Origin of the sequence: Ruoffia sp. FAM 20857, from assembly GCF_045528645.1 — a bacterium.
In the GTDB taxonomy this organism is placed as follows: domain Bacteria; phylum Bacillota; class Bacilli; order Lactobacillales; family Aerococcaceae; genus Ruoffia; species Ruoffia halotolerans.
Genome location: NZ_JBGQRB010000054.1, coordinates 1 through 12144, shown reverse-complemented (window position 1 = coordinate 12144; position 12144 = coordinate 1). Strand labels below are relative to the sequence as shown.

General features: G+C 36.6%; 13 protein-coding genes and 1 other RNA gene. 7 read left to right on the top strand and 7 right to left on the bottom strand.

What is annotated here, in order from left to right; all coding sequences use genetic code 11:
- Positions 1-137: 137 nt before the first annotated feature.
- The 3 genes from ACEN4N_RS10125 to ACEN4N_RS10115 all read right to left on the bottom strand — a co-directional run bounded on the left by ACEN4N_RS10125 (position 138) and on the right by ACEN4N_RS10115 (position 3214).
- Positions 138-1475, bottom strand: a complete 1338-nt coding sequence (locus ACEN4N_RS10125) for an FAD-dependent oxidoreductase (protein WP_407090275.1) — start codon at positions 1473-1475, stop codon at positions 138-140.
- A 105-nt stretch (positions 1476-1580) separates the two neighbouring features.
- Positions 1581-2939 (bottom strand): PFL family protein, encoded by a 1359-nt coding sequence (locus tag ACEN4N_RS10120; RefSeq protein WP_407094168.1) that lies wholly within the window; start codon positions 2937-2939, stop codon positions 1581-1583.
- A gap of 11 nt (positions 2940-2950) precedes the next feature.
- The gene (locus ACEN4N_RS10115; RefSeq protein WP_138404626.1) at positions 2951-3214 is read right to left on the bottom strand and encodes an ACT domain-containing protein; all 264 of its coding nucleotides are present in this window, start codon (positions 3212-3214) and stop codon (positions 2951-2953) included.
- 164 nt (positions 3215-3378) lie between these two features.
- Here ACEN4N_RS10115 and ACEN4N_RS10110 point away from each other — a divergent pair, with 164 nt between their 5' ends.
- From ACEN4N_RS10110 to pyrR, 3 genes are all read left to right on the top strand, one after another.
- Positions 3379-3762, top strand: a complete 384-nt coding sequence (locus ACEN4N_RS10110) for a Rid family detoxifying hydrolase (protein WP_407090276.1) — start codon at positions 3379-3381, stop codon at positions 3760-3762.
- 132 nt (positions 3763-3894) lie between these two features.
- Positions 3895-5082 carry an acetate/propionate family kinase gene (locus tag ACEN4N_RS10105; protein WP_138404628.1) on the top strand — a complete coding sequence of 396 codons (1188 nt, stop codon included), beginning with the start codon at positions 3895-3897 and terminating at the stop codon, positions 5080-5082.
- Positions 5083-5149: 67 nt separating this feature from the next.
- Positions 5150-5680, top strand: a complete 531-nt coding sequence (pyrR, locus tag ACEN4N_RS10100; protein WP_407090277.1) for a bifunctional pyr operon transcriptional regulator/uracil phosphoribosyltransferase PyrR — start codon at positions 5150-5152, stop codon at positions 5678-5680.
- 53 nt (positions 5681-5733) lie between these two features.
- Here pyrR and ACEN4N_RS10095 read toward each other — a convergent pair whose 3' ends face one another.
- Together ACEN4N_RS10095 and ACEN4N_RS10090 are read right to left on the bottom strand one after the other, a co-directional pair.
- Entirely contained in the window at positions 5734-6021 is a 288-nt protein-coding gene (locus ACEN4N_RS10095) for a hypothetical protein (protein WP_407090278.1), read from the bottom strand.
- Positions 6022-6039: 18 nt separating this feature from the next.
- Positions 6040-6669 carry a response regulator gene (locus ACEN4N_RS10090; RefSeq protein WP_407094167.1) on the bottom strand — a complete coding sequence of 210 codons (630 nt, stop codon included), beginning with the start codon at positions 6667-6669 and terminating at the stop codon, positions 6040-6042.
- A 403-nt stretch (positions 6670-7072) separates the two neighbouring features.
- On the opposite strand from ACEN4N_RS10090, the gene ACEN4N_RS10085 reads away from it, so the two are divergent.
- A complete protein-coding gene (locus ACEN4N_RS10085) occupies positions 7073-7453 on the top strand; it encodes a VOC family protein (RefSeq protein ID WP_138404632.1) in 381 nt (126 codons plus the stop codon).
- Positions 7454-7539: 86 nt separating this feature from the next.
- On the opposite strand, the gene ssrS is transcribed toward ACEN4N_RS10085, so the two are convergent.
- Together ssrS and ACEN4N_RS10075 are read right to left on the bottom strand one after the other, a co-directional pair.
- Positions 7540-7731: non-coding RNA, 6S RNA (ssrS, locus tag ACEN4N_RS10080), on the bottom strand.
- A 103-nt stretch (positions 7732-7834) separates the two neighbouring features.
- Complete coding sequence (locus ACEN4N_RS10075; protein ID WP_407090280.1) at positions 7835-9097, bottom strand: replication-associated recombination protein A; 1263 nt, start codon at positions 9095-9097, stop codon at positions 7835-7837.
- A 214-nt stretch (positions 9098-9311) separates the two neighbouring features.
- Between ACEN4N_RS10075 and ACEN4N_RS10070 the strand changes: the two genes are divergently transcribed.
- The 3 genes from ACEN4N_RS10070 to mnmA are packed head-to-tail and all read left to right on the top strand — an operon-like array spanning position 9312 to position 11957.
- Positions 9312-10490, top strand: a complete 1179-nt coding sequence (locus ACEN4N_RS10070; RefSeq protein WP_407090281.1) for a cysteine desulfurase family protein — start codon at positions 9312-9314, stop codon at positions 10488-10490.
- A complete protein-coding gene (locus tag ACEN4N_RS10065; RefSeq protein ID WP_407090282.1) occupies positions 10463-10798 on the top strand; it encodes a cysteine desulfurase in 336 nt (111 codons plus the stop codon). Before ACEN4N_RS10070 ends, ACEN4N_RS10065 begins: the two co-directional genes overlap by 28 nt.
- 34 nt (positions 10799-10832) lie before the next feature.
- A complete protein-coding gene (gene mnmA / locus ACEN4N_RS10060) occupies positions 10833-11957 on the top strand; it encodes a tRNA 2-thiouridine(34) synthase MnmA (RefSeq protein WP_407090283.1) in 1125 nt (374 codons plus the stop codon).
- Positions 11958-12144 lie beyond the last annotated feature (187 nt).

Below are 12144 nucleotides of genomic sequence, written 5' to 3'. Positions count from 1 at the left end.
CTTAGTTCCACTAAGCGAATTGGTAGAGTCTGCTTACGCAAGGTATTGAACCGCCGTGTACGGAACCGTACGCACGGTGGTGTGAGAGGTCGACTAGTCAAATAATGGCTAGTCTCCTACTCGATTTAATTATACTTTTATATTTTAAATAAATCATTTAAGGCTTCAGCCATCGTTGGGTGAGTGAAAATTTGATCTCTGAGTTGAGTGTAATCCATATCAGCGATCATTGCCGTTGAAATAATGTTAATAACTTCATGTGATTCTTCACCAAATAGGGTAGCACCAAGAATCTTATTCGTTTTGCTATCAATAATCGCTTTATATAAACCAGTTTGGTTATCTAATATTTTCGCTTTAGGAATAGAACTTACATCCAGACTGGCAACCTTGTAATCAAGACCTTGCTCACGCGCAGCAGTTTCTGATAAGCCGACCTGTGATAAAGGCGGCTCGATAAATGTTGTTGCAGGTACGTTTTTTCGACGGTCTGTACTATACGACTTGTCACCATAAATGAAGTCACGAATGATGCGGTAGTCATCAAGTGAGATATAAGTCTGTTGAGGACCACCATTAACATCGCCGAGTGCAAAAATATGTGGAAGATTAGTTTGTAAAAACTCATTCACTTCAACTGCACCTTTTTCTGAAACGGTGATGCCAGCCTTACCTAAATTCAAGTCTTCGATATTCGGTTTACGACCCGTTGCAACCAATAGGTGAGTGGCTTGAATCTCATGTTGGTCACCATTTATATTATAATATATAGACACCGAATCAGCATTTTCTTTTACAGATTGCGTATTCGCATTCGTCACAATATTAATACCTTGAGCTTCAATTGCAGCAATCACAGCATCACGAACATCTGCATCTTCATCTTTAAGAATCGTATCGTTGCGATCAATTAATGTTACATTACTTCCAAATTGACTATAAATAGAAGCCAACTCTAAACCAACGGGACCAGAACCAATAATAGCCAAATCTTTTGGTAAATCAGTTAATTCAATTAGCGATTCAGAAGTCAAAATACGGTCACTTAATTCTAAACCATCAATATTAGGAATAAATGGACGCGCACCCGTATTAATAAAAATACGCTCAGCTTGAATTTCTTCAACGCCATCTTCAGTATGAACTTCAACGGTATTCTCATTAATAAATGAAGCCGTCCCATCTAGAACTTCAGCATTTTCTAAATCGGCAACTTTATGGTAATTTCCATTATTTAGTTTGCTGATTAACTCATTTTTAGCGTTCACAGCCATTGAATAGCCTAATTCATCACGTTTGAAAGCTAAGAATTTTAATTTCTTCGTTGGAATACAAGCAACATTTATACAAGTCCCGCCGTACATTTTCTTAGATTTCTCAACTAGAATAACATCCTCACCACGACTTGCGAATTCTCCCGCGAGCGTTTTACCCGCCTTACCAAAACCTATAATTAAATTTTTAACTTGTTTCATAAAACCACCCCTAACTCATATTGTACTACAATTAACAAAATTCACTAAACAAATTGCTTGTAGATAAAATAAAAACCCCTATAAAATAGGGGCTAGAGAAAGACATTAATTTTTTAAACTTTGAATTGGAGCTGGAATACGCCCACCACGATCAACGAATACTTTCGGAGAAGTTTGGTTTAATGGCATGACTGTACCAGAACCGAAGAGTCCACCGAAATCAAGTGACTCGTCATCTGAGCGACCAATCGCAGGAATCACACGAACAGCGGTAGTTTTAGAGTTAATCATACCAATGGCTGCTTCATCAGCAATCAAGGCAGAAACAACTTCTGGTGGTGTTGTTCCTGGAATAACAATCATATCCAAACCTACAGAACAGACGGCCGTCATCGACATTAATGTTTCAATATTTAAAGTACCATTGGCAGCCGCGGCAATCATCCCCGCATCTTCAGTCACAGGAATGAAAGCACCAGATAGCCCACCAACGTGAGATGAAGCCATCACGCCACCTTTTTTAACCGCATCATTTAACATGGCAAGTGTGGCGATTGATCCATGTGCACCTACTTGGTCTAAACCGATTTCTTCTAAGATATGCGCCACAGAATCGCCTACTGCTGGTGTTGGAGCTAAAGATAAATCAACAATTCCAAATGGAACACCTAGCATTTCAGAGGCTTGTGTCCCAACTAATTGGCCCATACGAGTGATCTTGAATGCTGTTTGCTTAATGGTATCAGCGACAACTTCTAATGAAGCCGATTTATCTAATTTTGCTAAAGCAGTACGCACCACACCAGGACCAGAAACGCCGACATTAATAACAACATCTGGCTCTCCAGATCCATGAAAAGCACCGGCCATAAAAGGGTTATCCTCAACAGCATTACAGAAAACGACAATCTTAGAAGCACCCATACACTCATTATCTTGTGTTAGTTCAGCAGCTTCACGAACGATATTTCCCATCATCGCCACAGCATCCATATTGATACCCGCACGGGTTGAACCAATATTCACTGAAGAACACACATGATTTGTCTCAGCCATGGCTTGTGGAATAGATTGAATTAATTCCAAATCACCTTTACTAAAGCCTTTGTGGACTAAAGCAGAATAACCACCGATATAGTTTACACCAATATCTTGAGCGACTTTATCTAAAACTCGCGCGTATTTTAAAGGATCGCCACCTGAGGCAGCAAGCAGTTGAGAGATAGGAGTGACAGCAATCCGTTTGTTTACAATCGGAATACCAAATTTACCTTCAATCAACTCACCAGTTTTAACTAAGTCTTTGGCAGATTTATAAATTTTGTTATAAACCTTCTCACAGGAACGATCAATATCCCCATCCGCACAATCAACTAAGGATATACCCATCGTAATGGTACGAATATCTAAGTTATCTTCTTTAATCATAGAAACAGTTTCAATAACATTTTGCATTTCTAACATGGTTTAACTCCTTAAATTCGGTGCATAGAATTAAAAATATCCTCATGCATCACGTGTATTTCCATCTCAGGGATACTTTCCTTCGTGTTCTGTTGAAATTCTTCAAATTCAATTGAAAGCTTATCAATATTCACTAACATCACCATCGTAAAGTAATCTTGCATAATCGTTTGTTCAACATCCACGACGTTTACATTGTATTTAGCGCATTGTGTCGCAACTTCTGCTAGAATCCCTACTTTGTCTTTCCCAATTACAGTAATAACAGCTTGCATTGTGTTAACCACCTTTTGATTTGTTTTGTAAATTATAGCACACCCGAAGAATTTTCCCTACATAAAATGAAAAAATAATTAGAAACGCGAAAATAGTCACTTTCCTATACATTATTTTATAATTTATTATAATGTAAATAGACTCATAGAAAGGGTGGCTAAGTATGAAGAAAGTTTATTATTCTAATAAAGCACCAAAGCCGATGGACCCATATTCGCAAGCCGTTCGTGTAGGAGATATGTTATATGTATCAGGTCAAATAGGCATTGATCCAGAAACTAATAAATTAGTTAAAGGGAATGCTGAAGAAGAAATGAAGCAAGTTTTCAAAAATATTGCCCATATATTAGATAGTGCAGGTTTGAATTTAACAAGCGTTGTAAAAGTTGTGTTATATATGAATGACATCGGTGATTCATCGATATTTAACGAAATCTATGCCATGAATTTTCACAAGCCGTATCCAGCTAGAAGTTCTTTTGCCGTAAGTAGTTTACCAATGGGAGCAAAAGTAAAAATGGAGGTCATTGCTCATTACGAGTCATAAAATAAGCTTAGTATTTTAAGTTATTGTTTGTATTAAAAAACATTATAATTTAGTAGAGAACTTCTAATGCAATCTGTTATAATAAATGTATAATAGAATTATGACTTATATTGAAGAGGAGAGAATTAATTAATGTCTAAAACATTTGCAATTAATGCTGGGAGCTCAAGCTTAAAATTCCAGTTATACAATATGCCAGAAGAATCAGTTATTGCTAAAGGGTTAGTAGAAAGAATTGGTATCAACAATTCAGTATTTACAATCGAATATGGTGATGATCAAGAGTTTACTGTAACAGAAGATATCGCAACTCATGCTCAAGCGGTTGATATGTTATTTGATAAATTAGAAGAATTCCAAATTATCACCGATCTAACTGAAATTACAGGTGTAGGGCACCGTGTAGTAGCAGGTGGAGAAATCTTTAAAGAATCAACTTTAGTTACTCCAGAAGTAATTAAACAAGTTGAAGACTTAAGTGAATTCGCACCTTTACATAACCCAGCAGAAGCAGAAGTTATGCATGTGTTTGAAGAGCGTTTACCACACGCAACTGCCGTAGCAGTATTTGATACATCTTTCCATACTTCAATGCCAGAAGTTAACTACTTATACAGCTTACCTTACGAATACTACGAAGACTTCCAAATCCGTAAGTACGGTGCTCACGGAACAAGTCATGATTTCGTAAGTAAACGTGCAGCTGAATTAATGGGCAAACCTATCGAAGACTTAAAAATCATTACGTGTCACTTAGGTAACGGTGCATCAATTACAGCCGTTGACGGTGGTAAATCTGTAGATACATCAATGGGATTCACTCCTTTAGCTGGTGTAACAATGGGTACTCGTACAGGTGATATCGATGCATCAATCATTCCATTCTTAATGGACAAATTAAACATCACTGATGTGAACGATGTAATCACAATTTTTAACAAAAAATCTGGTTTACTAGGTTTATCAGGTGTATCAAGTGATATGCGTGACGTTGAAGATGCTGCGGCAGAAGGTAACGAACGTGCACAATTAACGTTAGATATCTTCATGAATCGTGTTCAAAAATACATCGCTCAATACATCGCAGTTATGAACGGTGTTGATGCAGTAGTATTCACAGCAGGTATTGGTGAAAACTCTGGAATTACACGAAAATTAATCATGGACGGAATTACGTTCTTTGGTGGAGAAATTGATGACGAGCGTAACGACACTCGTAAAGAAGCATTAATTTCAACTGACGACTCAAGATTTGCAATCTACAACATTCCTACAAACGAAGAAGTAGCGATTGCACGTGACGTTGAACGCTTCAAATAATAATTAACATAATCAGACCGCAAACCTAATTGGTTGAGCGGTCTATTTTTAAAAGGAGGTCATGACAATGAGTGAAAGAGAATTAATGGATCAAAGCGGTATGCAAAGAACATTAAAGCGTATTGCCCATGAGATCTTAGAGAAGAATAAATCGACGGAAAAACTGGTGATTCTTGGAATTAAAACAAGAGGCGAGTTTTTAGCAAAACGCCTACAAGAAAAGGTCGAAGAAATAGAAGGCGTAAAATTACCGCTGGAAATTTTGGACATCACTTTCTATCGCGATGATTTATCTAAAAAATCTGTCAGTCCTGAAGTAAAAGCTGTTTCTTTTGAACATGATTTAACTGGAAAGAAAGTAGTAGTAGTGGACGATGTTCTTTATACCGGAAGAACCGTTCGTGCAGCCATGGATGCCATCTTAGAAAATGCGCGCCCATCACACATTCAATTGGCTGTTCTTGTTGATCGCGGACACCGAGAATTACCAATTCGACCAGACTATGTTGGAAAGAATATTCCAACATCTAAGCAAGAGAGAGTCAAAGTAGAAGTTGAAGAAGTTGACGGAAAAGATTTAGTCAGTGTATTAGATTAAAAAAAGTGGGGAACAGGCTCTTAAAATTGAGTCTGTTCCCCACATTTTTTATGTTATTTTTTTCCATTGTTGGCTTTGAATAACCAATAAAAGACAAATACCATAAAGAAGACGACGAAGAGTGCTGCTAACATCCAAATTAACATTAAGTCAATCAGATTATTTACGACTAAAATAAAGCCGAGAATCCCCACTAAAAATAGCAATATACTAAAAATAATAATAACTTTATTGGAATAATCGCCGAATACTTCGAGTAAAGTCCGTCTATAGATTAATAAATATGCACCCAATATCATAAACATAGCAGGAAAAGCATAAATTAAAATATTAAATATCATTTGTAAACCTTCCTTTGATTAATTTTCTTTGAATTCATTGCCTTTATAATAACTGATCGCAAGCTGGGTCCGATCACGCAACTCCAACTTCAGTAACAGTTGTGATATATAGTTTCGAACTGTTCCTTCACTCAGATAAAATTTTTCGGCAATTTCTTTATTATTCAAGCCTTCTGCGACAGCTTGATAAATATCTAATTCACGAGGTGTGAGTTCACTCAATATTTCTTGATTTGATTGAGAGACTGATTGAGCAACGTTATTCACGATAGTATTATCGAGAACGGTCTGATTATTAAGAACAGCTTCAATGGCTGGCAAGATACTTTTAATATTTTGCTTTAAGATATAGCCTGTACACCCTAATTGAAGGGCAGCTTGTATGAAATCTGAGTCTTCAAAAGTAGTAACGAGTAGAATTTTTGCTTGCGGAAATTCACTCAAAATAGTCGAAGCAGCATCGATTCCGGATTTATCTTGCATTCGAATATCTAACAATGTGATGTCTGGCTTGTAAATTGAGTAATTAGCAATGGCTTCTTCAGCAGAATAGCCGGTTATTATTACTTCGTAGCCACCATTCTCAATAATTAAACTCAAAGATTCTACTACTATTGGATCATCATCAATAATCATTACAGTTGTCAACATGTTCACCCCTTTTATCATGTTTCTTTAATTGTAGTTGAATTTACAATGATTGTCACGGAAGATTAAAAAAAGTACCAGAGATGAAGTGAATCATCTCTGGTACTCGACTAAAATTAAGCAAAATTAGAATAATTGCTTATATATTAGCTAGCTTTTTCCGCTTGATCGCTAGATGTTTTGATAGCTAAAACGATTAAAATGACATACCAAATAATTTTTAACCAAGGCCAATTACGCATGTTCATTCCTCCTATCTTTATATGTCTTATTATACCTAATTTCATCTTAAATTACATTTAATTTGACTGTTATAAGTCATTAGGTTTATAAGAAGAACCCATGTTTGGTGACGTTACTAATAAAATGTATAATGAAATTGAATTAATGAAGGAGGAGTAATATGAAGATTGAACATATTGGCATGTGGGTTAAAGATATTGAAGAGACACGACAATTTTATGAAACTTATTTTGACGCTTCTGCAAATGATTTATATCACAATGAGAAAAAAGGGTTTAAATCATACTTTTTAACATTCGCAAGTGGGGCACGATTAGAAATTATGCATCGTGATGATATGACTGAAGCAGCAGGGGAATTGTTTGGTTATGCCCATTTAGCAATTAGTGTAGGGGACAAAGATGATGTCGATCAATTTACAAAGCGTTTAACTAATGATGGCTATGACTTATTAGATGGACCAAGAACGACAGGAGATGGCTATTACGAAGCAGTTGTTCTTGATCTAGATGGAAACCGTATCGAACTAACAACAGATTAAATTGCAGTAAGCCTCAAGTGTTCAATAGTTAACACTCGAGGCTTATATTAATGTGCACAAAAAAAGTCGGCTGTAAAGCCGACTAAAAGGCATCCGGTGGTGCCGTTTTCGTATATATATGTTATTGAACCTGCAAGTAATTACAGGTGGGCTCCACACTTGCTTTTTCTGACTTCCAAGTGTAAAAGGCTTGTCATAGAAACAAGATCATAGGATCCCGAGATAAAAAGAAATGTTCGGTCCACACAATATATATACAACGTACACCTCAGAGAACCTTTGTTAAATACATTATAGCACTAATATAATAAATTGCAACAAAATAAGATGTGTTGCCCTGACAAGCTTGTAAAGGGTTACTGACACAGATAGGTATCGTTATTATTGTTTAATTTGCTTATATATTTGAGCGAGAGCTTCTTCATATTTACCTGTAGGATCAGGTTCGAAGTATTGACGACGCTTCAAATTATCAGGTAAATATTGTTGTTCGACATAATGGTGCGGGAAATCATGCGGGTATTTATATTCAACACCACGACCTAATTTTTCAGCACCGGAGTAGTGAGCGTCACGAATATGATCGGGCACTTGTCCGACATTACCCGCTGAAATATCTGCCATTGCACTGTTTAAGGCACGATAAGTTGTGTTTGATTTAGGACTTAAAGCTAAATCGGCGACCGCAAAAGCTAATGGGATCCGCGCTTCAGGCAAGCCAACTTTTTCAGCTGCTGTCACAGCCGAAACTGTCCGTGAAGTAGCTCCAGGATTTCCTAAACCAATATCTTCATAAGCAATAATCAATAACCGCCTACAAGCAATAGTTAATTCACCTGCTTCTAATAAAACTGCTAAGTAATACATCGCTGCATCGACATCGCTCCCTCGAATTGATTTTTGAAGGGCAGAGATGGCGTCGTAATGAGCATCTCCATCTTTATCATGCGTCATCCGTTTATGTTGCAGACATTCTTCAGCGACGTCTTGTGTAATTTTAATGACATTATCTTTATCGGGTTTGGTTGATAAGACAGCCAATTCTAGGGCATTTAAGGCAGAGCGAATATCGCCATTGGTCACATGAGAGAAATGATTTAATATATCATCTGGAATCTCTACATTATATTCACCTAAGCCGATGTCATTATCTTCTAGGGCTCTTTGAAGACCTAATTTAATATCTTCGGGAGCCAAAGGTTTTACTTCAAATATTTGTAATCGACTTCGAATCGCCGGATTAATGGTGATGTATGGATTTTCAGTAGTAGCTCCAATGAGTATGACCCGACCATTTTCTAGATGAGGTAGTAAATAGTCTTGCTTCACTTTATTTAAGCGATGAATTTCATCAAGTAACATAATAACAGTTCCCGACATCTTCGCTTCTTCAACGACTACTTCCATGTCTTTTTTAGAATCTGTGGCAGCATTTAAGATCCGAAAAGCATATTTCGTACTACCCGCAATGGCACTGGCGATACTTGTTTTACCTGTACCAGGAGGTCCGTAAAGAATCATCGATGATAGACGTTCTGAAATCACCATCCGTCGTATAATTTTTCCTTCGCCAACAAGATGTTTCTGTCCCAAAACTTCGTCAATATGTTTAGGGCGCATACGGTAAGCTAATGGTTGTTGCATAAGATACTCCTTTCGCAATAAGTTGTATTCATTGTTTATATATGTAAACTAAATAATAATTATCTAATGTATTATATATGATATTTGAATTAATTGATAATTTCTAGATTAAAGTTATTATTTTATATATTGATAAACTTAGATATTGCAGTTATTCAAACTTGTGTTATAATGTTAAAGTTGTATTAATAGACATGTTGAAAGGAGGGTTTAAATGGTTTATTTAGATAATGCTGCGACGACAGCAGTGCGACCAGAAGTTCTGGAAGTGATCCATGATTCATTACTGAATGATTATGGGAATCCATCAAGCACATATCGCCTTGGAAAAAAAGTAAAGCACTCAATGATCCAAGCACGTAAACAGCTCGCAGAGCTATTGAATGTGGACGAATCAGAAGTTTACTTTACAAGTGGTGCGACTGAAGCAAACAATTGGGCAATTCGCTCTCAAGCCGAGAAGTCAAAAGAATTAGGGCAAGGAAATCATATTGTGACTACCGCAATTGAACATCCGTCCGTTACAAACGTAACGAAATATCTTGAGACTCAAGGCTTTGAAGTAACATATATTCAACCGAATGAAAGAGGTGAGATAACAGTCCAGCAGTTCATAGACGTTACAACTGATCAAACAATTGGTTGGATTGCGATGGCAGTTAACAATGAAGTTGGTTCAATTCTGCCCATCTTTGAGTTAGGTGAAGAAGCGAATGAGCGCAATCTATGGTTTCACATTGATTCTGTTCAAGCAGTAGGGCCAATGGCTTATGACTATTCACAGTTGAAATGCACGACCTTTGTTGGTTCTGCCCATAAGTTTAATGGTCCAAAAGGGATTGGCTTCTTAATATATCGTTCTTTCCAAGAACATAACCATCTTGGACCCTTACTTTATGGTGGCGGTCAAGAAAATAAGATGCGATCAGGTACTGAGAATGGCCCTTATATCTTAGGGATGGTAAAAGCACTCGAATTGACTTTCGCTGAGCAAGAAGAAACATATAGTAAATATGAAAAGTTACATCTTTATTTAATTGAGGCGCTGAATGAACGTGATATTGAATTTGAAATTAATGGCGATATGAATAATCGAGTACCATATATCAATAATTTGTGGTTTAATGGTAATATAGCAAGCCAAATGCTAATAAAAATGGATTTAGATGATGTTTATATCTCAGCGGGAAGTGCATGTTCCGCAGGGAGTCTCATTGAGAGTGACATTTTAAAAGCTTATTACCCCGATCAACCAGAACGGTGGAGCCAAAGTTTACGAATTTCATTCGGTTATCAAACTACACGAGAAGACATCGATCAATTTATCCATAGTTTAAAGAAAATATCAGAGGGGAAGATCGATTTATGGCATTCAAAGAAACTGCAGAATTAAAAGGATTCAACCGTACATTTAGTGTGAGCCCAGAGGCACGTCCATACACTTTACGTGATAATGGCTTTACTGACACAAAAAGTGGGAACTTTATTTATAAAAGAGCACTAGACTCTACACATAAACAAGGTCTTGTATTAAAAGTAACTGTTGATAAAGATCTAAAAGGACTTAAAATATCAACAGTGAACGAAAAAGGTCTAACTGCCGTAGATATTTCAAAATTAGATAATAATAGCATGATCGTTGAAAAAGTGAATTTTATCTTTGATGGCTTTGTTGACCGTAATGTATTAAACGAAAAATAAAAACAAAAATAAAAGTTATAGAAAGGAAATGACAATGTCAGATAACAGCAATACTAGAGTTGTCGTAGGAATGAGTGGCGGTGTGGATTCATCCGTCACAGCATTGCTATTAAAAGAACAAGGTTATGATGTAATTGGGTTATTTATGAAGAATTGGGATGACACGGATGAATTCGGAGTCTGTACTGCAACAGAAGACTATAAGGACGTGGCTTTAGTAGCTGAACAGATTGGAATTCCTTACTATTCTGTAAACTTCGAAAAAGAATATTGGGACCGTGTGTTTGAGTACTTCTTATCAGAATACAAAAAAGGACGCACACCTAATCCAGATGTTATGTGTAATAAAGAAGTGAAATTTAAAGCATTCTTAGATTATGCTTTAGATCTAGGTGCAGATTATGTTGCGATGGGGCACTACGCACAGGTGAAACGTGATTTAGATGGAACCGTTCATTTATTACGTGGTGCAGATAATAATAAAGACCAAACATACTTCTTAAACCAATTATCACAAGAACAATTACAAAGAAGTTTATTCCCATTAGGGCATTTACAAAAATCAGAAGTACGTGAAATTGCTGAAAAAGCAGGCTTAGCAACTGCTAAGAAAAAAGATTCTACTGGAGTTTGTTTCATTGGAGAACGTAACTTTAAAGAATTCTTATCAAATTACTTACCGAACAAACCGGGTAGAATGATGACACTTGACGGAGAAGTTAAAGGTGAACATTCAGGTTTAATGTACTATACTATCGGTCAACGCCAAGGTTTAGGAATTGGTGGGGGCGGCGATTCTAACGAGCCATGGTTTGTCATTGGTAAAGATACTGAAACACAAACTTTATATGTTGGTCAAGGATATCATCATGAAAACCTATACTCTGATTACTTAGAAGCATCAGATTTAAGTTTCACTAGTCCTTTACCAGTGGACGGAACATTTGAATGTACAGCAAAATTCAGATACCGTCAACAAGACGTTGAAGTTAAAGTTGAGATCGATGCTGAAGCAGATTTTGCTACAGTTTACTTTAAAGAACCTGTTCGTGCAATTACACCAGGTCAAGCGGTAGTCTTCTATGATGGAGACGAATGTTTAGGTGGCGGAACGATTGATGCTGCATTCTCAAACAGCCAAAAAAGACAATACGTATAAGTAATAGACTGAAGAAGGTCAGAGTGATTCGTCACTCTGACCTTTTTTAATACCATAATATATTGGTTCTTGAATTTTTGGTGTTGGTGAGAGAAATCTCACTGACACCTTTTTTTGTATGTACACAAAAGCCAGTGAATTCCTATATAATAAAGTTACCATACATTACTAAAAGGAGAATTCACTT

Excerpts from the sequence above, each read along its gene's own strand:
- ACEN4N_RS10075 (WP_407090280.1), bottom strand. The coding sequence starts at position 9,097 with ATGCAACAACCATTAGCTTACCGTATGCGCCCTAAACATATTGACGAA.
- mnmA (WP_407090283.1), top strand. The coding sequence starts at position 10,833 with ATGTCAGATAACAGCAATACTAGAGTTGTCGTAGGAATGAGTGGCGGT.
- ACEN4N_RS10095 (WP_407090278.1), bottom strand. The coding sequence starts at position 6,021 with ATGATATTTAATATTTTAATTTATGCTTTTCCTGCTATGTTTATGATA.
- ACEN4N_RS10085 (WP_138404632.1), top strand. The coding sequence starts at position 7,073 with ATGAAGATTGAACATATTGGCATGTGGGTTAAAGATATTGAAGAGACA.
- ACEN4N_RS10110 (WP_407090276.1), top strand. The coding sequence starts at position 3,379 with ATGAAGAAAGTTTATTATTCTAATAAAGCACCAAAGCCGATGGACCCA.
- ACEN4N_RS10065 (WP_407090282.1), top strand. The coding sequence starts at position 10,463 with ATGGCATTCAAAGAAACTGCAGAATTAAAAGGATTCAACCGTACATTT.
- ACEN4N_RS10115 (WP_138404626.1), bottom strand. The coding sequence starts at position 3,214 with ATGCAAGCTGTTATTACTGTAATTGGGAAAGACAAAGTAGGGATTCTA.
- ACEN4N_RS10125 (WP_407090275.1), bottom strand. The coding sequence starts at position 1,475 with ATGAAACAAGTTAAAAATTTAATTATAGGTTTTGGTAAGGCGGGTAAA.
- ACEN4N_RS10105 (WP_138404628.1), top strand. The coding sequence starts at position 3,895 with ATGTCTAAAACATTTGCAATTAATGCTGGGAGCTCAAGCTTAAAATTC.
- ACEN4N_RS10070 (WP_407090281.1), top strand. The coding sequence starts at position 9,312 with ATGGTTTATTTAGATAATGCTGCGACGACAGCAGTGCGACCAGAAGTT.
- ACEN4N_RS10120 (WP_407094168.1), bottom strand. The coding sequence starts at position 2,939 with ATGTTAGAAATGCAAAATGTTATTGAAACTGTTTCTATGATTAAAGAA.
- pyrR (WP_407090277.1), top strand. The coding sequence starts at position 5,150 with ATGAGTGAAAGAGAATTAATGGATCAAAGCGGTATGCAAAGAACATTA.